We start from the raw sequence: 24,006 nt of genomic DNA on the forward strand, positions 1-24,006 counted from the left end.
TCGGTCACGTAGCAAAATAATACCTCGCCGAGCTTCGGCAAGCTTGTTCAGGAGGGTTTCGCTGCTCTTGACGACTTTCTCCATAGGGCTAATGTCATTCATATCCATGAGATGGCCCATTTAGCGTCCGCAATACCAAAGCCATAATCTTTCTGTGGCGAAAGACATTCAATCCCTATTTGTTGTGGCCGACCTCGAATTTTTGGTCCGCGTCGCTCCTGGCCACGTCGTCCATCTGTAGGTTTTCCCTACACCAGCTTCCTGTCGGGAAACCCGACAACTTGCCCATGCCCATAAATAGCGTCGGAAAAACCGACAGCAGGGAGGCGGCAAATGCGGGCATGGGAATTCATGAGGGAAGATGCGACGGCCAACAGCTTCGCCGACAATCTGAAACGACAGGCCGACGCCAAGGCCGATCAGGCCAAGAAGCTCAAGCAAGCGGCTTCCGTGCAAAAGAAGCGCGAACAGGTGAACAGCACGAGGACATCCTTGATGAAGAAGCAGGGCGAATTAAGCAAGATCGCCGCCGCATGAGCAAAACATAAGAAAATTCGCAATTTATTATGTTTGCCGTTAACCACTTGATTATCAATGCAGATAATTGCTGTCGGCCCTACTGCGCTTTTGATCATATAATGTTTTACCTAACGGAATAACTTTTCATTAGGTAAAGCGATGAAACAGGCCAAGGTACTCAGCGAAACGGAACTCAAGCGCGTGCTGTCCGTTGTCGCCAATCAGCGTCATGCAGCCCGCAACCGCGTTGCGCTCATGCTCAGCTTTTATGCTGGAATGCGCGTTGGCGAGATTGCCCATTTGAAGCTCGGCGATGTGATTGACGGCGATGGCCGCGTGAAGGACCAAATCGTGCTGCTGGCCCATTACACCAAAACCGCCGAGGCCAGGACGGTGTTCGTCAGCGGCAAGCTGCGCCGCGAACTGGAACGCTTCGTGTCGTGTAACACGACAACGGATCGCGCCGCGCCGTTCCTCGTGACGCAAAAAGCCACGGCGTTCTCGGCCAACACCCTCTGCCAGCTATTCGGCCAGATTTACGAACTGGCAGGCATTGATGGAGCGAGCAGCCACAGCGGTCGGCGGTGGTTTATCACGCAGATGGCCCACAAGGGCGTTTCAGCCAAGGTCATCATGACCCTGGCTGGTCATCGTCACCTATCTACCACGCAGCGGTACATTGAAGTCAACGACCAGATGATGAAAGCTGCGGTAGAAGTTCTATAGCTGGCGAAGATTAAATGCGGTCAAATCCGACGTTTTAGAGTTGTGCGAAATTATATTGCGGTTCATTCGCAATAATTGTTCTTTGATTACCCCCTCCCTGTTCGTGTAAGAAGATGTGACAAAACCACTCATAATGTATGGGTATTTGAGAGGGCGGGAATGCTGGCAAGCAACGTGGCGGGAACCAAGGCGGCAGCAATGGCGCCGATGGTTGGAAAGACAGTGGCCGTTGGAATTGGTGCGACCGTCGGATGGGGCGTGTTGTCCATCCTGGCCGTGGCCGCTGTGGGTAGTGTCTATTTCGCGAGGAAATACGCAGGCCCGATTGATGTGCCTGTTACCGATCTTGAGGCATAGGCCGTCGCCTTTTCGCTCGGCCACGCTGTGCGTGACGATGATCTGGCCGAACTCGCTAAACAAATAGCTCAAGCTTGGGCACGCGGTAGCGGTCGATCTGAAATTCAGGGACAGGCGGCCGTAGCGTCAATTTTCATGACGCTCCGCGAAATCCACGATCATGGTCATCAGCAAAATGCGGTCTTCGTGGAAAAGCCCAAGTCCAAACAATCAGTCAAGCTTGTGTGCTGTCCCGATTGCGAACGGGTGATGCGCGACTATTCTGCACTCGGTCGTCACAGCAAGTTCTGCACGGCCAATCTGCGCAATGTCCGCATAAAGTGAGCATGACAGCTTGTCGTGTTACACGACAAGCGCCTTCTCCACCAGCAAGCCAGCTTCCATGGCCGCTGCAATCATAGCATCGGCCCTCGGCCCGCGAACCTCGTCGGGCAACGTGACAGCGGTCTTCCATGAACCGTCAGGCGCTCGGTAATTGGGCAGGGTGATTTCGGTCTTGCTGGCATCGGCGCGAACCTGAACGCCGTGGATGACCAAAGACACGCCGTCGAGGATCAACCCCACGTCGGCCAACGCCAGCACGCGGCCAGCATGGATGGCCGTGATCTTTTGGACGCTGATGGTGGACGTGCTGGTTTCCATGTCGGCAGCATAACATCGGTTCGCCGTAGGTTTAACCTACACACCGCCAAGCCCACCAAAGAAAACGCCCCCAGGCGTTGGCCTGAGGGCGCGTGCTGTCGGAAAAACCTACAGAACCTTTATGGCGTTGCGGCCAACGATTGGTTCGAGGTGGTGACCGCTTGTGCTGCGACAACAGGCGGAATTGTGCTGGCCGAGTGCGCCGAAGGTGCCGAGGGCGGTGACGCAACGATGGGGGCTGCCGCAACAGGCGGTGCAACAATGGCCAAGGGCTGCGGCTGCACAGGTGCAGGGATAGCCCCACTTTGCTGAGCCTTCACAACGATGTCTTCAATCTCGCGCATCAGCTCGCGCAGATCAAAGCAATTGGCCTTCACCACGCGCTCAAGCGCAGCCCGATTGACGTTGTGGATGCCGTACTTCTTGAGGACGCTCTCGGCATAAGGGACGTAATTCATATAATTGACTTGGGTGAAATCGGCCTTGTAGCACCGACTTGCAATGGACGGAGCAACGTCGTCAATGTTGTTGGTAATGAAAATTGCCATACAATTCACGCGGCAGTCAGTCAGAGCATTATTCAAAGTACCGACAGACGCTTTGGAAATTCCCCCGAATTCATCAAAAATGATGAAGGATTTTTTCTTTGAGTTCATGCCAATCGTCCGCATGAACGTATTGGCAAGCTGCGCGATGGTCCGTGCGTCGTATTGCGCAGGATTGGCGAGCCTGACCTCCCAGGGATTGACGTCGGGGGCAATGGCCTTCGGCAGGAGGCCCGCCATCGTCGTCTTTCCCGAGCCCTTCGGCCCATACATGATGATGTGGCCAGATTTCCATCCGTTGACCAGCGCTTCGCACATGGCCGCAACACCTTCGTTCGGCATGGGGAGGTCGGACAGGTCGGTAATCGCGTTATCAAGTTCAAACTGAGACATAAAATTTCTCCTATAAATTGGATTGAATTGCGAAGGCGTGGGGAGCGCTGCGCGCACTCCCCTGGCCTTGCTGTTTGCCCTACGCGGCTTCGCGGCCAGCAGCGTCGTCGGCAGCAGCGCCACCACCGATCAGCTTGTTCACCGCATCCTCGTAGCTCATTTCCCCTTCTTCGCTGTTGAAGAAGCGCTCCTTGCGATTAACCGCGCCTTCATCAAAGCAGGAGAACTGGTTCGGGAAGATGCCGTCGGGGTCCGTCAAGCTCTTGGCGTTATCGTTCTCCTTGCCGATGGCACGGACGATGGCCTTGATCTGATCGCTGTTGGGATTTCCGACAGGGCGGTGGACCTTGATGGTGCCGTTCGCCTCAACGGTGCAAAGCATCAGGTACAGGCCGCTGCCGCTGGCGATGGTGCGAGTAGGCTCAAGCGTGGCGTATTCCCCCTGGCCGACCAGCTTGGCCAAGCCATCGGTGAACTGCTTGTCCTTTGTCGCCTGAGAGACAGGCGTCTTGCCGCGCCGCACATTTTCCACGCCGCCGCTCTTTTCCAGCCAGCTGACAAACTCAGCGGTCTTGATCCCCTCGGCTTCAGCAATACGGAGAACCTGGCCGTAATTGCTGGCACGCCAGCGGGGTTCTGCGCCGAAAACAATCTTGATCAGCTTGATTGCAGAAGGAGTAGCGCGCTCAACATGGATGCCGAGCTCGTCGGCAACCTGAGTGAGCAGCTCGCGGCTCGTTTTCGTGAGGGAAACGGTCGTATACAGGTCATAGCATTCGGCCAGAATGCCATAGAGGCGCTTGTTGCTGGCCGCGAGTTCCACACCCTCCCAGTTCTTGCGGGAGGCGATCAGGGTGGTGCAGGCGTTGGTCAGAGTGAAGATATCGTGAGACATAATATTTTCTCCTATATGGGGTCAGGCTTGGCGCCGATCTCGTCGGTCAAAATTCAGCCGTGACGATGTTCTTATTGATATTGGCTTTACGGGAAGCGCGAACGCCACGTACCAGTAATAGCCAAAATTGTATGCGATTGAGCATCCTCAGGTGGTGTCGATAGACATGATAGTCCTCCTCTCGGCAGCGCCTCGTAAAAGGCAAGGCTTGAGCGATATACAGAAATATTATTTCTGTAGCTTTGGCGAAGTCATGACACAAACGCAGAATAATTTGCGCTGATGCATGTGCTTTTATGGGAGATTTTGGAGCTATCTAAGCGCGTGTTATTCGACGCTTGTGGAGACAGCTTTGAATTCGACCATTCTGCCTCCCTTCCCCTTAGATGGTAGTGCTCATTTGATGAGATGCACCCTAACAAATTTTTTCAGACTGGTGGTCAAGTTTTTTTTGAAATCACGAAAAATATTTTCTCCGCACCTCTTGATTTTTCCTGAAACACGCAGAAAACCGCCATTTTTAAGGGGCAAAATTTTTGCACAAGCTCCATCGAGCGATATATCAATGCGTGTTACGCAGATTAGAATCTTTACCCATTAATAGAATAGTTGTTGCGCAGAACATTCTGGCTGTCGTGTAACACGACACGGCCTTCTGTAGGTTAAACCTACACCTGCCTTTCGGTTGTCCTCCTCGGCCATCAGGCCATAGCATGTTCGTCATGTGTTCCCATTTGGAGGATATGATGATGAGTGCATTGGACAAGCTGAAGCTGAGCGAAAAAACCCGACGCGCCGTTGCGGCAACGCCTGAAGGGCGTCTGCGGCACAAGCTGGTGGAGGCCATCAATCAGCAGATCGCTGCTGCGGAAGCGATGCAGAAGGGCGAAGGCTTTGAAATTCGGCGCAAGCGCTGGACGAAGGACGGCGAGGGCAACAAGACCCTGCAAGACCGAATGGTAAAATTTCGCCCCTGGTATTGGCAGGAGGCCAATGGGGCGTTCATGCTGGAAGTGCGCTACGGCAACAAGATCGTGGAGATTAAGCCGAAGAAGACGGCCATTGAGATCGGCGACGTGGCGGAACTGGTGCCCACGCTGACGCTGGTGCGCGATGCGGTGCTCGCTGGCGAACTGGACAAGCAGTTGGCCGCGATGAAGGGACGCTTCGGCAAGAAGCTCGCTTAAACGCCAAACAGCCCCGTACAAGCGGGGCTGTTTCCATGAGTGCCGTACTGCTGGACGCTCAAATCGGCGGCATGTACGACGCGCAAAGGGCCAAAGCGACGGCGGCCTATATATAAGGTGCGCCTGTCGTGTAACACGACACTCACTCGGCACGGCTCAGGCTCGCGGCAAACCAAGGTGCAGGCGGTAGAACTCAAGCAGAAGTTGGAACCAGTATTAGCCCTTTGCTCGGAGGAACGGCCTCGGCCGCCGCTAAAGCGGCAGCGTTTCCTCGGATAGCAACAGCCATCAAAGCATCAAATCCTGTAATATGGTCAGCAAGCCAGTTTACGACACCCTTTATCACATCTTCACCAATGACAGCGTTTTGATCTGAGATGATTTGCTCGCGCAATTTATGGACATGAGCTTCGAAGCCGTCATGGGCGCGCTTATGAGCCTCCATTCCATTATATGCACATGCGGCCATGGCGCGTTCTTCACGGCGAAAGTGATGCTCAACGTAATCACACAGGGAATCGATCACGTATATCAGGGTTTTATGCGGAAAGTTGTACGCGCCCATAGCGTGAATATCATTGATCCACGCAACGATATTCCTGTGGTCGTCATCGATTGACGGCACACCAACTTCCAGAGCACTTTCCCAATTGATCAGAGCCATTGGCGGTGCTCCTGCGAGGCATGCGTGGAAGAGAACCAAATTTGGATAATTTCAAATATATGTCATGCCCTGCCTTTGACCAATAGGCCAGCGTTCAACCTGTCGTGTAACACGACAGGTCAGGGCTTTTTGCCTTCCCGTTCGCTTGCGTCATCGCCTTTCCCTCTCTTCGATTTATGCGGGAATAGGGCGTGATGAAAAACAAACAAGGCAATGAGTGGGATCAGCATGTAGAGCGCTTTGAAGCGTGGCTCCAGATACTCGTCGAATAGCCAACTTGTGGCGAACATCACCGACAGTGCCAGAACGATAAAGCGGACCTTCGTCAATTATGCGCTCCGATGGTATCCTGCCCATCCCATCCTTGCTGCCGATCAGCTTAACATACTGCGCTGAAGGTGCGCGCGTCGTGTAACACGACAGGTCAGGGCTTCTTTTTTGGATCGCGCTGTCGCTTTACCTTCTTCAATTTCTCCCCATCCAGCGTCAGCCAGTCAATGTCTGTGTTGAATTCGTTGGCCCTGCTCACCGACGTGTCGTGTCCGTAATAGCGGTGGATCATGTCGGGGCCAGTGCCCATGTTGATACCGACCAAGCGATCCGAGACCCCCTCATTGAGCTTCAGCGTGGCATAGGTATGGCGCAAGCTGTACGGCACGAAGTGGTCGCCATGCACATCGGTTTCCAGCCTCAGCGCCTTCAACATGGTGTTGAACTGCCGCTTGAATGACACAACCGCCTCGCCCGTTTCCTGATTGGCCAGGACGAAATCATCTTCGCCATTGAACTTGCTGACATAGCGAAAGCCCGACAGCATCGGCCACACGAAGCTGTCGCAACGCACCTGTCGCGTGCCCGTCTTCGTATTTTTCACGATGGTCAAATAGGCGTGTTCCACGCCGCCGACGACCTTGACGGAAAAGTGCTTCCACTTGATCGGTTGATGCTCTTTCCCTGGCCGAAGCCCCGTGCCGAGAACGAGGTGGATAAATGCGCTGAATACCATCCGCTCGTTGGTCAGCTTTTCCGAGGGATCGTCGGGGAAGCTGTTGCAGTAATCCAAGATGGCCTTGGCCTGCTCCTTCGTGAACGCTGGGCGTCGGTTCACAGCGCCTTTATCGCCGCGTGTCGTCTTTTGTCCGATGATCGGCATTCGCGAACCATCAAGGTAATCGTTGCTGACCGCGAATTTGAAGATTTGCCTCAGCACAGTGTCTTCCGCGTCGCCCTTGCCCTTGCTCGTGACCGTCTTTTCCCGCGTGTATGATGTGCCGTCGCGCTTGCGGATTGTCTCTTCGCGCTGCTCAGCACCAGGACCAGTCTGCCAAAACGCCGCTCGCCAAATCTCGTATTCGCCCAAGGTCTTTTGTGTGATCTGCGTGATCTTGTGCTTGCCGAAATATGGGATGTGGTAGCGCTTCACGATCTTCGTGTAGTCGCTGATCTTGCGAGGCTTGTTGGACGGATCACGACCAATCGCAGCAAGCCAAAGCTCGGCCACCGATTTGAAGGACTTGGTGTTGGGATCAAGCCCTTGCTCCGTCAGCACCTCGGCCCGCATCTTCTCCTTGCGTGCCCAAGCCAAAGCCTTGTCAAAATTGCGCTCGCCTGTGCTGCGGACAAATGCCTTGCCGTCTTCCTTGACGATCCGCGTCTGCCACAAGGTGCTGTTGGGCCTCTGGTAGAGCGCTATCGCCTTGTCATCATAGTAGAAATATTCTGTCTTCTTTTCGCGGGGCATCTCGCACCAAAACAACTGTTAATTGTATCAATTCAATTCGCACTCGCTCTGAGCTTATGTGAAAAGAGTGTGAAATGCAAAAGGCCGCTTTTCAGCGACCCTGCATCATTGATTTTATTGAGGAAAATGGTGCCGGCGAGAGGACTCGAACCCCCGGCCCGCGCATTACGAATGTATGTTCCAAAAATATTGCATTGAAATACATAGCTTATTAATGCCATTTGCAAACTGTGAAAAGAGTGTGAAATAAACTGCGGAAAACATTATGATAGTTTTATAACAATATATGGCGTGCAAAATCAGCAATGCACCCAACATTTAGCGTCATTGAGTGCATTTTGCGCAGTGAAAATGCGCGGGTCGCAACTTGGTAGGTTCTTTATTTGTTCTTGTCCGATTTTGCTCGTTATCGTATGCTATAATGGGAAATCTGACCACCGAACGTGGCGCTCGGCTGTCGTGTAACACGACAGTGATGTGACAGGATTGGGGGGGGCTAAATCAAAACGCGACCGATGCATCAATTAAAGGGGAAATTACTACAGCAACTCCATCTCCACTAGTACAACTCCATTTATAATCATGATGATCTGGAAACCAATGATAACGAAGATTTATAACAGCATTTGCCCCATTGTGCTTTGCCTTCCACGAAAGCAAAGCGATGATTCGCTCATCTACTATTTCATTGTTGTCAATAGAATGATCAAACGCACTAATTTCTCCTATATTATTTGCAACATAATATCCCGGAACGCTGTCGCCTTGTGTGATCATTACGCCATCTATTAGAATTATATCTGGCGCTTTCAAAAAATTGTCACACGGGTGGTCAAGCCCTTTGCAAATAATAAAGTCATCGTCGCTGCGAAACAAATCGCGCACACAGTAACTCGAGGCAAAAAAATAATCTAACTCGTTCCGAGCCCATTTGTCCCAATCGTCATTCTCAATTGATGGAGTATTATTTTTCCATTCCCATATTTCACTCTCAGTCATTATCTTCCAGGCATCATCCGCCATTGCCTCCCACTCAGTTTTCACCCATCTCCATCGTTCAGTTCCCGACATTGTTGCCCAGGCATCTTCCCCCATAGTCACCCATTTATCCTCTGCCCAAGCCCTCCATTTGGCCCATATAATTTCCCTCCAAGTAGGAGGCTTGGAAGAGGCCTTCTCAACGTACCACTCGGGCAATAAAGAGCTTTTTTCGCTCCACCTGCGAAGATAATAATTTTTAATGGACATCCTCCACCTCGCTCACCATCTCAGTGCTTAGAACGAAGCTCCATTTTAACCCATTTTGAAGAAGATACGCTAATAAAATTAGTTATTCATTTTATGATCGCCGCTTTGGCAGCAAAATATTAAGCGAAGTTTTCCTAAAAATATTAACGGCAAACATATATACACGCAACATTCTCGTCGAAAAGCTTGCAATATTACATATGCGCAATTTATAGCCATACGCAGAATTTTATTAATGCACCAACTCAACCACGCCACTTTGCAACTCTTTGATAGCTCTAATCGCCATGCAATTCAGCTCGCTGAGCTTGCGGCAGTTCGCCTTCTCCATCTCGGTCGTCGCCACAGCGGCGTATTTGGCCGAGATGGATGCAAGTTTCTGCGACAGCCGCATCAGAACCAGCAATGACGGTGGCCGCTTCCGCGCCTTGGCGCAGGACATATAGCTGCGGGATTGGCCGAGCCAAAACCGCGAGAACTCATACTGGCTCTCAACCATCCACATCTCCCGCAATTCCCTATAGACCGTTTCCAACAGCATGTCCGTTCTCCCTCAAGGTGTTTCACGCCCGTATTTAGCCCTCCGCGCTAAATACGCTTACGGAGCAGCGCCACGCGGGACGCTGCCGCAAGGAGGAGAAAACGCCATGAACAGACTGACCTATTTGCCGAGGGGCTATTGCGAGATCGGATTTGACCGAGAGATCGTGCTGATCGAGGAGGCCGTCCATCAGGCCATCATCGTTACGCTGCTGCGGATGACAGCGAGGCGGTCGCCTTGTACTGCGGTGCTTTCAGGTTCGCATTGCGGGTCGGCTGAAGGTCAAATTTCCAGTCAGTGCCATTGATCTGCACGACGCACTGATTGGGCACGTCGCCGCGATAGCCCATGAACGCAATGCCGCAGCTCACGCCATGCCCTTCGCATTTGCTGTCGCGGAATTCATGGATGGCGCTGGCGACGTGCTTACGGGCCAATCTGCCCTCGGCAGCTTCGGCCTTGTCCAGCCAGAAGGGAATGACCTGGCTGCTGACTGCCTCGTACCACTGCCGCGCTTCCACGTCCTGGCCGCGCTCCACATAGATCAATTCCTCCACGTGACGTGGGCTGCGGAAATTCACGCGGTACTTCTCGTCTCCGACCTCCAATTGGCCGCGCACATAGCTGCGCGAACTGCCATCGACCCAGAGCGATATCGTGGCCTTGGAATTGGCCTTCATCTGACCTATTGGCCGATTGGCCTTTGCCCAAGTGGCGAACTCCTCATTCCCTCCAAGTGGCTCCCTCCTTCTCCCCAATGGCTCGTCCGATTTGGCGGCGAAGCCACGAAGTGGCGCAGCCGCATCGTCAATCACATTGTCATTCATTCCGATTGGGCAGATCACATCTCTTTCTTCCGAGTGGCGAGCCACAAGCGAGCCACCATCGACGAAATCGACCGAAGGGCCATTGGGCGTGGCCGAAGGCCGCGAATGAGCCAAAGGCGCATCGATTAGTTTTAGCAATAGCTTAGCAATAGTGACTTCATAAGTCGTTGTATCAACAGACGAATTAGCGCCTTTGGTGTGGAAAACGTGTGGGAACCGTGTGGAAACGGTGTGAAAAGTGTGTGGAAAGCGCCCGTTCAGATAGGCCATGCGGGTACTTGATGCATGGGCGTTTGTCCAATCCACGGCTTCCTTGATTGGCCGACGCTGCGCCTTCGTCATCTGTATTGCGCCGTGATGGGCCACCTGGATGCCGTAGTGCATGTCCAACTGCCTGACCAGCCAATCGCCCTGCTTCTCGGACGAACGCCCCTTTTGATGAAAGGCCGCGATGCAGCCAATCAGCATGTCGTCATACCGATGGCCCCCTTGGTGCTCGCATAGCTTGTTGATGTGTCTGTTCCATTGAATGTTTGCCATTTGCGTTTTCCTCCATGAGCGCTTTCGGTGAAAACGCTGGGGCGGCCTGGAAAACGCTGATGAAAGAGGCTGTCACTGATCCCGTCGGACGCAGTTAAGCCCCAGCATTGTATTTATCCCGAGCAGCCGCGCTGCCAACACGAATTTGGAAAATATTTTCTGCCGTCTTGTCACGTCGCGCCACATTGCTGCATGGCAGTAATCGTGCTGTTTGCAAGTCATTGATCTTATAGCAGAATTTCAGTTGATTATCGTGTTGTCGTGTTACACGACACCCGCGCCTGTAGGTTTAACCTACAGGCGGTCGACTTCCACGCCGTCAACTTGTCGGGAAAACCGACAACTCCCCCATGCCCATAAATAGTGTCGTGAAACCCGACAATAGGGAGGCGGCGATGCGGGCGTGGGAATTCATGACGGAGGAGGCGACGGCCAACAGCTTTGCGGACAATCTGAAGCGACAGGCCGATGCCAAGGCCGATCAGGCGAAGAAACTCAAGCAAGCGGCATCCGTGCAGAAAAAACGCGAGCAGGTAAACAGCGTCAGAGCGTCCCTGACCAAGAGGCAAGGCGAGTTAATCAAGCTGGCAGCTACAAACGCCAGCGCCTGAGCAAAACATAAGAAAATACGAAATTTATTATGTTTGCCGTTAACCGCTTGATTATCAATACAGATAATTGCGGTCGGGCCTGCTGTGCCTTTTATCATATAATGATTTACCTAACGGAATAACTTTTCATTAGGTAAAGCGATGAAACAGGCCAAGGTACTCAGCGAGGCGGAACTCAAGCGCGTGCTGTCCGTTGTCGCCAATCAGCGTCATGCAGCCCGCAACCGCGCGGCTCTCATGCTCAGCTTCTATGCGGGAATGCGCGTCGGCGAGATCGCCCATTTGAAGCTCGGCGATGTCGTTGATGGCGAAGGCCGCGTGAAGGATCAGATCGTGCTGCCAGCCCATTATACCAAGACAGCCGAGGCCAGGACGGTGTTCGTCAGTGGCAAGCTGCGCCGCGAGTTGGAACGCTTCCTGTCGTGTAACACGACAACGGATCGGGCCATGCCGTTTCTCGTGACGCAAAAAGCCACAGCGTTCTCGGCCAACACGCTCTGCCAGCTATTCGGACAGATTTATGCGCTGGCCGGAATTGATGGTGCGAGCAGCCACAGCGGTCGGCGGTGGTTCATCACCCAGTTGGCACACAGCGGAGTGTCCGCGAAGGTCATTATGACGCTGGCCGGTCATCGCCACTTGTCCACCACGCAGCGTTATATCGAGGTCAACGACCAGATGATGCGGGCAGCGGTGGAGGGGCTTTAACGGCATGTGCCTGTCGGGATTCCCGACAGGCGATTACCCCATACCCCAGCATTAATGCCTATGGAAGGCCAATCAACTTGTTGGAGCATCAGAAGGGCATCGTAAAAACTGCCTCAGCCTCCTCGCTCTAGGCAATATTAGAAAGCACTTAAGGAGTTAATGTTCGCACAATCATGGGGCGAGTTATTGGGTTAAGCTCCCGAGACCTATCCATTCCCCGAGCATCAACAGAAAACTGTTGTCCTACTCCGGAACCTCCCCCCTGAGTGCGCCCGGTTTCGAGTTGGCGGCGAAACTCCTCTCCCGCAGAGGTCGGGTAATTGCGGAGGCGTTCAATTTCTGCAACAAGCGTCATTGGTTGTCCCCGTCAGTTCACATGGCTACTGTAAAGGTAGGAGCGGATATCAACCCGAGACAGGTATTCTGAAAGGGTATCATTGTAGCGTCTAACAGCACGTTGCAGATCAGGATCTTGCCCGAAGTCGTCGATGTCTAGCTTACACCGCTCCTTTAGGGTCTGCATCCCGATCATGCGGCCATGGGAATGCCACTCCGCATTCGACGAAAGTAGGGTGGCTATTTCCCGCGCGCGCACAGCTTTCTCAACGTCCGTAACAGGTGCTCCCGCATTCTGCGTGCGATGGACCACCCAATCTTTAAATTTATACTGAACTAGCCATTTTTCAAGCAAGGCAACGGACAAGTCCCTCGCCTGCTCATAAAATCTAAGCATTGCCATATCTTGACTTATCAGCCACTGGAATTCGGCAGGGGTAATCGTGTTGTTTCCAGACTTTAATACAAGTTCATTTACCTTATCTAAATATCCCAGCGCAGGAACTAAAAATTTTCCCTCTCTATCGGGAACTTGTGGGTCGATTGGGCCTAGGGACGAGGAGTAATCCATATAGATTTTATCGCCGGACATGCAGAAAATGGTTCCTGCGGACATTGCCGCAACGGGCACAACAAAATAGACAAGCTTGAAGTGATTACGAACAACCTCAACAAGCTTCTCAACAGCTTCAGCTTGCCCGCCTGGAGTTGTTAGGAAAATTGCGATTGCATTCTTTTTCTCACGACGACCGGCTATTTTCTCAATAATCTCCCGGAACCAGGAGAATACATTCATCCGTATTTCGCTGTTGAAGTATATCACATCGGCGTCCAGGCGCTGTTCCAGGTCCATCTGGGCATCGCGTACAACCGTGAATATGATATCGTCATAGGCTGCCAATGCGCTTCCTCCCACTGGACACCCTCCCTATTAGCATACTGAGGGGGGCGTGAGAAGGCGTTCAGGCACAATATCTAGCTGCGGATATTGTGGAGGGGTGCGAATTGAGACGGTCGCGCCTGACAAAGGGATTGTTGGATTATGGCGAGACAGAGCATCAAATCGGCCGCGCCACCACAATTGCAGCTTACGAATGCCGTTTTCGGGCTACTGGATATGCCAGCAAGGGCACAATCCGATCACAGCCTTAATCGGCGTCCAAACCAAACCGGCTGGTGACGGATTTCCTCCGCTCTTGTACAAACAATAAGCGCACCGAAAGGCCTTCGTGCGCTGTCAGAGCTGTTGGATTGGGAGCCGTCGCCTGTGAACGCCGTCGAGATCGAAGAAGCCATCTCCGCGCTGGCTGAACAGCCTTTCGACCCTGCGGAATTTCCCTTCGCCTTCTTGGAAGCGTTCGGCAACAAGGACGCGACGCTGAAGCGTCTGCGCACCGGCGCGACCAATGGGTCCGACGTGGAAGGCGGCATTTGCCAGCGCAGCAACATTCATCTTGCCACCTGCGCGGCCGGAACCGTGTCGGCGACCCTGACCAAGCTGAAGGACAGCCCGGCCACCGCCAAGAACAAGGTGAAATTCATCCTCGCCACCGATGGCGATGAATTTCAGGCCGAAGACATGGCCTCGGGCGAGGTGGTGGCCTGCACCTATGCCGACTTCCCCAATCATTTCGGCTTTTTCCTGCCGCTGGCCGGGATCACCACGGTCAAGCAAATCCGGGAAAACGCCTTCGACATCCGGGCGACCAGTCGCCTGAACCGGCTGTATGTGGAACTGCTGAAGGACAATCCCGATTGGGCGGCGGCGGATCGGCGCAGCGACATGAACCATTTCATGGCCCGCCTGATTTTCTGCTTCTTCGCCGAGGACACCGACATCTTCAACGGGTCCGGCCTGTTCACTGCCACCGTCGATCAAATGAGCGCCAAGGACAGCAGCAACACCCACGAGGTTATCAGCTCTATCTTCCGCGCCATGAACACCAAGTTCTCAACGCCGGAACGTGCCGAACTGCCGCGTTGGGCGGGTGTGTTCCCCTATGTCAATGGCGGCCTGTTTTCCGGCAGCACCGATGTGCCGCGCTTCAGCAAGATTGCCCGGTCCTACCTTTTGACCATCGGCAATCTGGATTGGCGGCAGATCAACCCGGATATTTTCGGGTCCATGATCCAGGCCGTGGCCGATGACGAGGAACGTGGTGCGTTGGGAATGCACTACACCAGCGTCCCCAACATCCTGAAGGTGCTGAACCCGCTATTCCTGGATGATTTGCGGGCAAAGCTGGAAGAGGCGGGCGACAATCCGCGTTCACTGCTGAACCTGCGCAAGCGGTTGTCAAAAATCCGTGTCTTCGATCCGGCCTGTGGGTCCGGCAATTTCCTGGTCATCGCCTATAAGCAGATGCGAGCCATCGAGGCTGAAATCAACATTCGCCGGAGCGAAGCTGATCGCAGCAGCGAAATCCCCCTGACCAATTTTCGCGGCATTGAATTGCGGGAATTTCCGGCGGAAATCGCCCGCCTTGCCCTGATCATCGCCGAATTCCAGTGCGATATTCTGTATCGCGGTCAGAAACTGGCCTTGGCCGAATTTCTGCCCCTGGATTCCCAAAACTGGATTACCTGCGGCAATGCGCTGCGGTTAGATTGGTTAAGCATCTGCCCCCCGACCGGAACCGGGGTAAAGCTGCATGCTGAAGATTTGTTCCATACTCCGCTCGATCAGGCACAAATCGATTTCGAGAATGAAGGTGGGGAGACGTACATTTGCGGAAACCCTCCATACCAAGGAAGTCGAGAGCAGGCCAAAAGTCAAAAGGAAGATATGGACATCATCTTCTCGCCATACTTGAAAACATATAAAGATCTTGATTATGTCGCAAGCTGGCTTGTGAGAGCCTCAGAGTACTCACGCACTACAATGTCATGCTCTGCCTTCGTCGCGACTAATTCAATTTGCCAGGGCGAGCAGGTAGCGATGCTCTGGCCAATTTTACACTCCTTGGGGCAGAGCATATTTTTTGCCCATACATCGTTCAAATGGCAGAATAGTGCCACCGAAAATGCCGGCGTCACCTGTGTAATAGTTGGAATATCTCCAAACAAAATGCCTAGAGCAGTGCTTTATGAAAATCACGTAAGCCGCACAGCTCAAGTTATTGGTCCATATCTGATACCAAACAGCACTATAATAGTTCAAAAATTAGGAATAAGTGCATTTGGACTGCCGGAGATGGTGTCTGGAAACAAGGCAACGGATGGGGGCCATCTTATATTTTCGCGCGAAGAGGTTGATGAAATAGTCTCAGAATACCCAGATGGTCGTAATTTTTTTCGCCGCCTAGAGGGCGCGAAGGAATTTATACAGGGAACAATGAGGTGGTGCCTTTGGCTAGATGATAAGCAGCTCAGTGACGCAATTTTAATTGATGCAATACGGAGACGCTTGGAACTTGTTCGTTTTGTGCGGGAAGAAAGCAGGGGTAAGCAAGCAAACGATGCTGCAAAATTCCCTCATCGTTTTGTTTATGCTCCACACCAGAAGGGGCGCAGCATTCTCATACCATTTGTCTCATCTGAGCGCAGGAATTATATAACCTGCGGCCTATTTGATGACCATACGATCATAGTTGCGCCAAATCAGGTGGTTTATGACGCCCCTATATGGGGACTATCCCTAATCTCATCAAAGCTGCATCTAGTATGGATTACTACCATATGCGGTAAATTGGAGACTCGCATCCGATATTCCAACACTCTTGGATGGAACACATTCCCCGTTCCCTTGTTGACCGAGAAGAACAAAGCCGATCTAACTCGTTGCGCCGAAGACATCTTGCTGGCACGGGAATCGCATTTTCCGGCCACCATTGCCGACCTCTATGACCCGGATGCCATGCCTGACAATCTGCGGGCATCCCATGATCGCAATGACGAGGTGTTGGAACGCATCTATATCGGTCGCCGCTTCAAGAACGACACGGAACGGCTGGAAAAGCTGTTCGAGATGTATGGCCAGATGATTGCCGCTGAAGGTGGCGGCAAGAAGACGAAAGCCAAAAAGGGGGCCTGAGACATATGAGTGCCGCACAATCCATCCCTTCGGTTTCCGTCACCTATGCCCAGACCGGCAAGTCGGCCAAGGCCAATGAGTTGGGCATGCGTCCCATGCAGGAACGGGTCTATGAGAAGCGGGGCGAGCAATATCTGCTGATCAAATCGCCGCCCGCGTCGGGCAAAAGCCGGGCGCTGATGTTCGTCGCCCTGGACAAACTGCAAAAGCAGGGCCTATCGCAGGCCATCATCGTCGTGCCGGAACGCTCCATCGGGTCCAGCTTCAACGACGAACCGCTCTCCAAGTTCGGCTTTTGGGCCGATTGGGTGGTCACGCCTAAATGGAATTTGTGCAATGCCCCCGGCGATGACGGCGGCAAGGTCAATTCGGTCAAGGCGTTTCTGGACAGCGACGACAAGGTGCTGGTCTGCACCCATGCATCCTTCCGCTTTGCCGTTGATCGCTTTGGGATTGAGGTTTTCGACAACCGGCTGATCGCCGTGGATGAATTCCACCATGTCAGCGCTAGTCAGGACAATAAGCTGGGCGCACATCTGGGCCAGTTCATCGCCCGCGACAAGGTGCATCTGGTCGCCATGACCGGATCGTATTTCCGGGGTGACGCTATTCCGGTCCTGGCCCCGCAGGACGAGGCCAAGTTCGAGACGGTGACCTATACCTATTACGAGCAGCTAAACGGGTACGAATATCTGAAGGCCCTGGATATTGGCTATTTCTTCTATACCGATGCGTATACCGACCACATCATGCGTGTGCTGGACCCGATGGAAAAAACCATCGTCCACATCCCCAACGTCAATTCACGGGAAAGCCTGAAGGACAAAATCCGCGAGGTGGAACACATCCTGAGCGGCCTGGGGGATTGGCAGGGCAGCGACCCGGTGACCGGCTTCCAATTGATTGCCACGCCGGATGGCCGGAAGCTGAAGGTGGCCGACCTGGTTGATGATGACGCTGTAAGGCGCGAGCGTGTGATTACCGCCCTGAAAGACCCCGCGCACAAGAATGACCGCGATCATGTGGACATCATCATCGCACTTGGGATGGCGAAGGAAGGCTTTGACTGGATTTGGTGCGAACACGCCCTGACCGTGGGCTATCGCTCCAGCCTGACAGAGATTGTTCAGATCATTGGCCGTGCCACCCGTGATGCGAAGGGCAAGACCCGCGCCCGGTTCACCAACCTGATCGCCCAACCTGACGCATCCGACGAAGCTGTAAACGAAGCCATAAACGACACCCTGAAAGCCATCGCAGCCAGCCTGTTGATGGAACAGGTGCTTGCTCCCCGGTTCAACTTCGTTCCCAAGACCACCCAAAGCGGCCCACAGGAAGGCTTTGATTACGGCGAGGCCGGGTATGACCCTAATCGCTGCAATGTGGGATTCAACGAGGAAACCGCGCAGTTCCAGATCGAGATCAAGGGATTGGTGGAGCCGAAAAGCAAGGAAGCCACTCGCATCTGCAAGGAAGACCTGAACGAGGTGATCACCGCCTTTGTTCAGGACAAGACCACGTTGGAGCGCGGCCTGTTTGACCCGGAACTGGTCCCGGAGGAACTGACTAATGTGCGCATGGGCAAGATCATCAAGGACCGCTATCCCGAACTGGATGCGGAAGATCAGGAAGCTGTGCGCCAACATGCCGTCGCGGCCCTGAACCTGACCCAGCAGGCCAAGGCCATTGCCTTGAACAGCGATGACGGCATGGCAAAAGGCAACACGGCCCTGATCGACGGCGTGCGCCAATACGCCATGGATGTGCGTGAACTGGACATCGACCTGATTGATCGGATCAATCCGTTTGGCGAGGCTTATGCCATCATGGCCAAGACCATGAGCGAGGAAAGCCTGAAGCAGGTCCAAGCTGTCATCAATGCCAAGCGGGTGAACTTGACGCTGGAAGAGGCCCGCGAACTGGCCCAACGTGCCCTGAAATTCAAACAGGAACGTGGCCGGTTGCCGTCCATTACCTCGGCGGATGCGTGGGAAAGACGTATGGCCGAGGGAGTTGCGTTCCTTCAGCGCAAGGCTGCCGAGGCCAAGAATGGTTGATCAGTCCGATCTTGAACTTCTTGAGGCCCTTGGGGTTGATGTGGAGCCGGAGCGCAAGGGTTCGCGCACGGCCCGCGAAGAACGCATCATTGCGGGCTTCGAGGAAATCCAACGCTTCTATGACCAACATGGTCGAGCGCCCCGTCATGGCGGAGATCGCGATATTTTCGAGCGCCTTTATGCCGTGCGTCTGGACCGCTTGCGTGAACTGGAAGATTGCCGGGCCTTGCTGTTGCCGATGGACCGGCAGGGCTTGCTGAGCGGTAATGGCGCTGCCGATGCAGCGGCGGGCGAAAGCTTGGATGACGATGCTTTGTTGGCCGCGCTTGGTGTTGAGGCCGGTGGCGACGACGATCTGAGCAATCTGCGTCATGTCCGCTCGGTGGCCGAAAAGCGCGCCGCCGAAGAAATCGCCAACCGCACCAAATGCGAGGATTTCGACAAGTTCAAGCCGCTGTTTGCTCAGGTACAAAAGGAACTGGATGCGGGCATTCGGCAGACTCGTCCATTGAAGATTGGGGGCGAGGTTCGGCTTGAGGAAATCGCGCTTGCCGCATACTTCATCGTCGGCGGCCAGAAGGCCTACATCGCCGAAATGGGCGAGGAATTCGTCACAGAATACGACCGGCGTGATCGGCGATTGCGCGTCATCTACGACAATGGGACCGAGGCGGAAGTTCTATCGCGCTCCTTTCAGCGGGCGTTGCATCGAGATGACGCAGCCCGCAGGATCACCGATCCATCAGCAGGCCCCTTGTTCGATAACGTTAAGACCGAAGGCGACACCGAAAGCGGGACGATCTATGTCCTGCGCAGCAAGTCGGACCATCCCGTGGTCGTGTCACATCGGGAAGTGCTTCACAAGATCGGTGTGACCGGCGGCAGCGTCGAGCAGCGCATCGCCAATGCCAAGTTTGACCCCACCTATCTGATGGCCGAGGTCGAGGTGGTTGCCACCTACAAGCTCTGCAACATCAATCGGTCCAAGCTGGAACACTTGATCCATCGGTTCTTTGAACCGGCCCGGCTAAAAATCGAGATCACGGATCGTTTCGGCCACCCGGTTTCACCCAAGGAATGGTTTCTGGTCCCCCGCTTTGCCATTGATGAGGCGGTGGACCGGATACGGGACGGTACGATTGCCAACTTCACCTATGATCCCGGCAGCGCCAAGCTGGTGGTCCCAGCAAGCGGCAAGAATTAAAGGTAGTGATTGTTCAAAACGTTAATCGTGGCAGTTCTGTTTTTTTACAAGGCTGCATAGCACGCAGGCAGTGCTACATCGAGGTCAACGACCAGATGATGCGCGTTGAGGTCGAGGGGCTTTTACGACAAGAAACTGGCTTAGGTGCTGTTGGATGGCACCTAAAATCACCTTGCCATCTCCCATCTACAGGAAGAATCTGAGGCGAACTCTTCATAAAGGCAATCATCTCTTTGGAGGACAAATATGCCAACGCCGAAGCTTGATCAAAAATGTCGTTGGGTCATTTTCCCTGGCATGAAGAATAAGAAGAAACTTACTGAGTTTATGGATCAACCTACGAACAGGTCTTTTGCCAAGATCAGTTTGGCAATATTAGCAAAAAGTGGAAATGACGGAGTTCCTGTCGGAGCGCTCGGTTTTCTAGATGAGGACGCAACGGCATTCGTTTCGCATTTGGGACTGCCTCAAGAGCCTTGGGTTTCAGAAAATTTACATACAGAAGAAGAAATCAGGGCTTTGCTTGAAGATGTAAGCATGGAACTCTCTCATCAGAAATTTGCAAGGGGCCTAAAAGCTTTTTATAAGAAAAATGATCTAAATAAAGGCGATGAAGAGGTGAAGGATGGTGTTGAGTTCTGCTCTGATATAGGAGACAAAGCAGACAACTCCCTATTCGTACTTCAAGCTAAAATTTAGGATGTTGTAAGGTGGCGGCGCGCTACACGATAGCCACCTTCTCCATCAGCAGTCCAGCTTCCACGCCAGCAGCCATGACGGCGTCGCCCATTGGCCCGCGCACCTCCTCAGGCAGTGTCACGGCAGAACGCCATGAACCATCGGGCGCTCGGTAATTGGGAAGGGTGATTTCCGTTTTGCTGCCATCGGCACGGACCTGAACTCCGTGCAGGATAATCGCCACGCCATCAATGAGTAGTTCAACGTCGGCGAGCGCCAGCAAGCGGCCAGCATGAACGGGCGTGATGTTCAAAACGGTGATGGTGGCCGTGCTGGTTTCCATCGGGGCAGCATACCACGGAGGGCGTGCTGCGATAACTTGTCGGGATTCCCGACAAGTTGGCCGAGGCCAGAAGCACGAACGCCCCCAAGGGGTGAGCCTGGGGGCATTTGCGAAACAAGTGATGAACGGCAGCAGCTTTTTGGCTGAGCCGAGCTATAATATAGGCGCTATGCGGTAAGATTTGCGTGCGCAGACCTCTCTATTGAACGCAAGTGAGCCAATGATAGCGCCATAGAGTTGACAATTGACGCATGATCTTGCGGCATAAGCTTAATTGTATTGCTACATACAGGTATTGAAACATATCTTTTCGAGGTGCGAGATAAATTATTAATTGCATTTATCGTGCGGTCAAGCGCAATAGCGTCCTGCTTGGCAGTCAAGTACGCATTTATTAACGGCTTTAATTGCGTAAAAGTACAAGGCGAACCTTTGTTAAGTATAATTTTTTGCAACGCCGCGTTGTTTAGCGAAATCTTATACGCAAAAGCTTCGCTCTCGCTGACAAAGCCCATTACAACAGATGAGAATCCTAAACGCGGTATTTCTAGAGTTTTGTAATAAGTTTGGCACCACGCAAACGGCTGTAAATCACTGTTGATAGAGTCGATGGCGCTGCTAATGCTATTGAATTCGGTTAAAAAGTAATAGCGATTTTGTGTTGGCATTTTGACCTCCTATTTGTTTCTGGAAATTTCTTGTTTAATGCTCCCCAGGCTTTGGGCCTGGGGGCATTAACAATGTGTCGGGATTCCCGACAAGTTAACTACGCGGCGATTTGCTGCTGCGTTTTACGAATGCCGAGGACGACCTTTTCAAGGGCGCGCAGCAGCTGGCGGATGCTGCTGCTGTGCTGCTTGACCAGATCGACAACGACGTCGTGAGGCACTGCGACGTTTTCAGCACGCAGGACGCGTTCGGCCAGCGGCAGATAGGTCATGACGGAGCCATTGCTGAAATCAAAAGGATCGCAGCGGTCAAAAAGGCCGTGGTCAAATTTTGAAACGTCGTTGCTGGTCAAGATGACCATCAAGGATTCGGCGTTCTTCTCCAACGCGCCGCGCAGCACCGTTTTGGCCTCGGTGGACATCGTGTCCGCCTCGTCCAAAATCAGAAACAGCCTGTCACTATTAGGGGTAAACGCCGTGCCAATCATAAAGCTGTTGGCAAGATCGCGAATCTTATCAACGCTGGCATCCTTTGCTGCACTGATGAACAGAATGTCGTTCGGGTCAATGCCAGGGACAATTGCTTCGGGCAACATCTTGGCGATGGTCGTTTTGCCGCAACCATGCGGGCCATACATGAGGATATGCGCAAACGAACGGCCATCTACGTAATCCCCAAATTTTTCGGCAATAGCGGTACTTGGAAATACCAATTCGTCAAAGGTCTTAGGGGCGTGCTTTTTGAAAAAAATACTCATCGTTTTTCTCCTTTTCTGATGAGGAAAGGCGGGGAAGCAACGCGCTCCCCCGAGCCTTCTGGTTACGCAGCGATAGGCTGCTGGGTGCTGGACTGATTAAGGTCAGTGCCAGCGTTAATCGCGGCCTGAAGGGCGTCGGCCTGGGCCGTAGCCTGTGCGGCAGCGATATTGGCGACTGTGCTGGTCGGCACAGGCGTATTGGCATTGGACTTGCCCGACTTGGCCTTGTCGTTGCCGATGCGGCGGATTTCGGCCTTCACCTGGTCGCTGTCGGGATTCCCGACAGTTTGGATGACGGACAGAGCGCCGTTGGCATCGACGTAGCAGACAGCCAGGACATAGCCGTTGCGGGCAGTGACGTTGGCATGCGGGGCGATTGAGCCGATGCTGCCGACTTGCTGAAGCTTGGCAAGGCCGCTGCTGTAGGCATTGGTCTGCGCGGTCTGCTTTTGCTCGGGAGTAAGGCTGTTGCCGCGACGAACGGCATAAACGCCGCCGCTGTTGCTCAGCCACGCTTCAAAATCCGCTTTGCCAACATCCTGTGCGTCAGCGATTTTTAGCACTTTGGCGTAGTCACTGACTTGGTGGCGGTTGCCGTCGCCGAAGATGATTTTAATGACCTTGGCAGCCGTTGACGTGACTTCGTTGAACGACACGTTCAATGCAGCGGCAGCGTCGTTAATCGCCTTGCGGCCATCGTCCGTTTTGTTGTTGTCAACAAAGACGGCGTAGCAGCGAGCAAGAATGGAGTAAAGTCGCTTGTTGCTGGCGGAAAGCTCGTTTAGCTCCCAGTTTTCACGCTCGGCAATGATGGTGGCTAGTACGGACTGAAGGGTATTGTTTGTATTTTGCATAAGGTCCTCCTCTATGCAGGTTGCGGCATTTTGCCGTGTCGCAATTGCGCGACAAGAGGAAGCCTGATACTGTTGAAATACTATTTCAATAACTAAATGAATGTGAAAAGTGCCAAAATTGCACTTTTATTGCGTGGAAAAACAAGGGGTTACAAAAACGCTCTGTCCGCTTTTTGCCTGTCAGGTACCCCTGTACCGGGGGCGATTTTCGCCGGTTTTTCAAAAATTGATTTTTCGGCATGGAATTGGCCCTCCACGGCCAACTTGTCGTGTTTCCCAACAAGTGCCTTTCGGTTGTCCACCTCGGTTATCAGGCCATAGTGTGTTCGTCATGTGTTCCCAATTGGAGGATGTGATGATGAGTGCATTGGACAAGCTGAAGCTGAGCGAAAAGACCCGACGTGCTGTTGCGGCCACGCCTGAAGGGCGCTTGCGGCACAAGTTGGTGGAGGCCATCAATCAGCAGATCGCTGCTGCGGAAGCGATGAAAAAGGGCGAGAGCTTTGAAATTCGGCGCAAGCGCTGGACGAAGGACAGCGAGGGCAATAAGACCCTGCAAGATCGACTGGTCAAATTTCGCCCCTGGTACTGGCAGGAGGCCAATGGCGCGTTCATGCTGGAAGTGCGCTACGGCAACAAGATCATCGAGATCAAGCCGAAGAAGACGGCCATTGAGATCGGTGACGTGGCGGAACTGGTCCCGACGCTGACGCTGGTGCGCGATGCCGTGGTGGCTGGTGAACTGGACAAGCAGTTGGCCGCGATGAAGGGACGCTTCGGCAAGAAGCTCGCTTAACGCCAAACAGCCCCGTACAAGCGGGGCTGTTTCCATGAGTGCCGTACTGCCCGCGTATCAAATCGGCGGTGTGTACGACGCGCAAAGGCCCGCTGCGACGGCGGCCTATATATAAGGTGCCTCTGTCGTGTAACA

Annotated in this window: 26 protein-coding genes; 12 read left to right on the forward strand and 14 right to left on the reverse strand. The window is 53.3% G+C overall.

Annotated elements, in window-relative coordinates; all coding sequences use genetic code 11:
• Nucleotides 1-333 precede the first annotated feature (333 nt).
• From MTBSS4_RS02985 to MTBSS4_RS03000, 4 genes are all read left to right on the forward strand, one after another.
• Nucleotides 334-537: a hypothetical protein gene (locus tag MTBSS4_RS02985; protein ID WP_173981918.1), complete on the forward strand. Its 204-nt coding sequence runs from the start codon at nucleotides 334-336 to the stop codon at nucleotides 535-537.
• A gap of 141 nt (nucleotides 538-678) precedes the next feature.
• Nucleotides 679-1,245: a site-specific integrase gene (locus tag MTBSS4_RS02990; protein WP_173981919.1), complete on the forward strand. Its 567-nt coding sequence runs from the start codon at nucleotides 679-681 to the stop codon at nucleotides 1,243-1,245.
• A 159-nt stretch (nucleotides 1,246-1,404) separates the two neighbouring features.
• Complete coding sequence (locus tag MTBSS4_RS02995; RefSeq protein ID WP_173981920.1) at nucleotides 1,405-1,602, forward strand: hypothetical protein; 198 nt, start codon at nucleotides 1,405-1,407, stop codon at nucleotides 1,600-1,602.
• 27 nt (nucleotides 1,603-1,629) lie between these two features.
• Nucleotides 1,630-1,926: a hypothetical protein gene (locus MTBSS4_RS03000; RefSeq protein ID WP_173981921.1), complete on the forward strand. Its 297-nt coding sequence runs from the start codon at nucleotides 1,630-1,632 to the stop codon at nucleotides 1,924-1,926.
• 18 nt (nucleotides 1,927-1,944) lie between these two features.
• Here the strand turns inward: MTBSS4_RS03000 and MTBSS4_RS03005 are convergent, their stop codons facing one another.
• From MTBSS4_RS03005 to MTBSS4_RS03015, 3 genes are all read right to left on the reverse strand, one after another.
• A complete protein-coding gene (locus MTBSS4_RS03005) occupies nucleotides 1,945-2,244 on the reverse strand; it encodes a hypothetical protein (protein WP_173981922.1) in 300 nt (99 codons plus the stop codon).
• 119 nt (nucleotides 2,245-2,363) lie between these two features.
• Nucleotides 2,364-3,308, reverse strand: coding sequence for an ATP-binding protein (locus MTBSS4_RS03010; protein WP_173981923.1), 945 nt, complete (start codon nucleotides 3,306-3,308; stop codon nucleotides 2,364-2,366).
• Nucleotides 3,262-4,077 (reverse strand): hypothetical protein, encoded by an 816-nt coding sequence (locus MTBSS4_RS03015; RefSeq protein WP_173981924.1) that lies wholly within the window; start codon nucleotides 4,075-4,077, stop codon nucleotides 3,262-3,264. Before MTBSS4_RS03015 ends, MTBSS4_RS03010 begins: the two co-directional genes overlap by 47 nt.
• 749 nt (nucleotides 4,078-4,826) lie before the next feature.
• Between MTBSS4_RS03015 and MTBSS4_RS03020 the strand changes: the two genes are divergently transcribed.
• Nucleotides 4,827-5,264, forward strand: a complete 438-nt coding sequence (locus MTBSS4_RS03020) for a DUF6641 family protein (protein ID WP_254432357.1) — start codon at nucleotides 4,827-4,829, stop codon at nucleotides 5,262-5,264.
• 193 nt (nucleotides 5,265-5,457) lie between these two features.
• Here MTBSS4_RS03020 and MTBSS4_RS03025 read toward each other — a convergent pair whose 3' ends face one another.
• The 6 genes from MTBSS4_RS03025 to MTBSS4_RS03050 all read right to left on the reverse strand — a co-directional run bounded on the left by MTBSS4_RS03025 (nucleotide 5,458) and on the right by MTBSS4_RS03050 (nucleotide 10,825).
• Complete coding sequence (locus MTBSS4_RS03025) at nucleotides 5,458-5,928, reverse strand: bacteriohemerythrin (protein ID WP_173981926.1); 471 nt, start codon at nucleotides 5,926-5,928, stop codon at nucleotides 5,458-5,460.
• A gap of 119 nt (nucleotides 5,929-6,047) precedes the next feature.
• Nucleotides 6,048-6,257 (reverse strand): hypothetical protein, encoded by a 210-nt coding sequence (locus MTBSS4_RS03030; protein WP_173981927.1) that lies wholly within the window; start codon nucleotides 6,255-6,257, stop codon nucleotides 6,048-6,050.
• Nucleotides 6,258-6,352: 95 nt separating this feature from the next.
• Nucleotides 6,353-7,669, reverse strand: coding sequence for a tyrosine-type recombinase/integrase (locus MTBSS4_RS03035; protein ID WP_173981928.1), 1,317 nt, complete (start codon nucleotides 7,667-7,669; stop codon nucleotides 6,353-6,355).
• Nucleotides 7,670-8,170: 501 nt separating this feature from the next.
• Nucleotides 8,171-8,917, reverse strand: a complete 747-nt coding sequence (locus MTBSS4_RS03040) for a hypothetical protein (RefSeq protein ID WP_173981929.1) — start codon at nucleotides 8,915-8,917, stop codon at nucleotides 8,171-8,173.
• Between the two features lie 232 nt (nucleotides 8,918-9,149).
• On the reverse strand, nucleotides 9,150-9,458 hold the full coding sequence (locus MTBSS4_RS03045; protein WP_173981930.1) for a DUF6626 family protein: 309 nt from the start codon (nucleotides 9,456-9,458) through the stop codon (nucleotides 9,150-9,152).
• A gap of 203 nt (nucleotides 9,459-9,661) precedes the next feature.
• Entirely contained in the window at nucleotides 9,662-10,825 is a 1,164-nt protein-coding gene (locus tag MTBSS4_RS03050; RefSeq protein ID WP_173981931.1) for a hypothetical protein, read from the reverse strand.
• 395 nt (nucleotides 10,826-11,220) lie between these two features.
• Here MTBSS4_RS03050 and MTBSS4_RS03055 point away from each other — a divergent pair, with 395 nt between their 5' ends.
• Both MTBSS4_RS03055 and MTBSS4_RS03060 read left to right on the forward strand, forming a co-directional pair.
• Nucleotides 11,221-11,436, forward strand: coding sequence for a hypothetical protein (locus MTBSS4_RS03055; RefSeq protein ID WP_173981932.1), 216 nt, complete (start codon nucleotides 11,221-11,223; stop codon nucleotides 11,434-11,436).
• 141 nt (nucleotides 11,437-11,577) lie between these two features.
• Nucleotides 11,578-12,144 carry a site-specific integrase gene (locus tag MTBSS4_RS03060; protein WP_173981933.1) on the forward strand — a complete coding sequence of 189 codons (567 nt, stop codon included), beginning with the start codon at nucleotides 11,578-11,580 and terminating at the stop codon, nucleotides 12,142-12,144.
• 367 nt (nucleotides 12,145-12,511) lie between these two features.
• Here MTBSS4_RS03060 and MTBSS4_RS03065 read toward each other — a convergent pair whose 3' ends face one another.
• Nucleotides 12,512-13,381, reverse strand: coding sequence for a hypothetical protein (locus tag MTBSS4_RS03065; protein ID WP_217425489.1), 870 nt, complete (start codon nucleotides 13,379-13,381; stop codon nucleotides 12,512-12,514).
• Between the two features lie 366 nt (nucleotides 13,382-13,747).
• On the opposite strand from MTBSS4_RS03065, the gene MTBSS4_RS03070 reads away from it, so the two are divergent.
• The 4 genes from MTBSS4_RS03070 to MTBSS4_RS03085 all read left to right on the forward strand — a co-directional run bounded on the left by MTBSS4_RS03070 (nucleotide 13,748) and on the right by MTBSS4_RS03085 (nucleotide 20,473).
• Nucleotides 13,748-16,513 (forward strand): class I SAM-dependent DNA methyltransferase, encoded by a 2,766-nt coding sequence (locus tag MTBSS4_RS03070; protein WP_173981934.1) that lies wholly within the window; start codon nucleotides 13,748-13,750, stop codon nucleotides 16,511-16,513.
• A 5-nt stretch (nucleotides 16,514-16,518) separates the two neighbouring features.
• Nucleotides 16,519-18,570 carry a DEAD/DEAH box helicase gene (locus MTBSS4_RS03075; RefSeq protein ID WP_173981935.1) on the forward strand — a complete coding sequence of 684 codons (2,052 nt, stop codon included), beginning with the start codon at nucleotides 16,519-16,521 and terminating at the stop codon, nucleotides 18,568-18,570.
• Nucleotides 18,563-19,774: a GIY-YIG nuclease family protein gene (locus tag MTBSS4_RS03080; RefSeq protein ID WP_173981936.1), complete on the forward strand. Its 1,212-nt coding sequence runs from the start codon at nucleotides 18,563-18,565 to the stop codon at nucleotides 19,772-19,774. Before MTBSS4_RS03075 ends, MTBSS4_RS03080 begins: the two co-directional genes overlap by 8 nt.
• A gap of 246 nt (nucleotides 19,775-20,020) precedes the next feature.
• Nucleotides 20,021-20,473 (forward strand): hypothetical protein, encoded by a 453-nt coding sequence (locus tag MTBSS4_RS03085; protein WP_173981937.1) that lies wholly within the window; start codon nucleotides 20,021-20,023, stop codon nucleotides 20,471-20,473.
• A gap of 22 nt (nucleotides 20,474-20,495) precedes the next feature.
• On the opposite strand, the gene MTBSS4_RS03090 is transcribed toward MTBSS4_RS03085, so the two are convergent.
• The 4 genes from MTBSS4_RS03090 to MTBSS4_RS03105 form a co-directional block, all read right to left on the reverse strand.
• Entirely contained in the window at nucleotides 20,496-20,795 is a 300-nt protein-coding gene (locus MTBSS4_RS03090) for a hypothetical protein (RefSeq protein ID WP_173981938.1), read from the reverse strand.
• A 167-nt stretch (nucleotides 20,796-20,962) separates the two neighbouring features.
• Complete coding sequence (locus tag MTBSS4_RS03095; protein ID WP_173981939.1) at nucleotides 20,963-21,463, reverse strand: hypothetical protein; 501 nt, start codon at nucleotides 21,461-21,463, stop codon at nucleotides 20,963-20,965.
• Between the two features lie 98 nt (nucleotides 21,464-21,561).
• Nucleotides 21,562-22,221: an AAA family ATPase gene (locus MTBSS4_RS03100; protein ID WP_173981940.1), complete on the reverse strand. Its 660-nt coding sequence runs from the start codon at nucleotides 22,219-22,221 to the stop codon at nucleotides 21,562-21,564.
• Between the two features lie 62 nt (nucleotides 22,222-22,283).
• Nucleotides 22,284-23,075, reverse strand: a complete 792-nt coding sequence (locus MTBSS4_RS03105; RefSeq protein ID WP_173981941.1) for a hypothetical protein — start codon at nucleotides 23,073-23,075, stop codon at nucleotides 22,284-22,286.
• Nucleotides 23,076-23,430: 355 nt separating this feature from the next.
• Between MTBSS4_RS03105 and MTBSS4_RS03110 the strand changes: the two genes are divergently transcribed.
• The gene (locus MTBSS4_RS03110) at nucleotides 23,431-23,871 is read left to right on the forward strand and encodes a DUF6641 family protein (protein ID WP_173981942.1); all 441 of its coding nucleotides are present in this window, start codon (nucleotides 23,431-23,433) and stop codon (nucleotides 23,869-23,871) included.
• Nucleotides 23,872-24,006: the final 135 nt, after the last annotated feature.

Origin of the sequence: Magnetospirillum sp. SS-4, from assembly GCF_902729425.1 — a bacterium.
Taxonomy (GTDB): domain Bacteria; phylum Pseudomonadota; class Alphaproteobacteria; order Rhodospirillales; family Magnetospirillaceae; genus Phaeospirillum.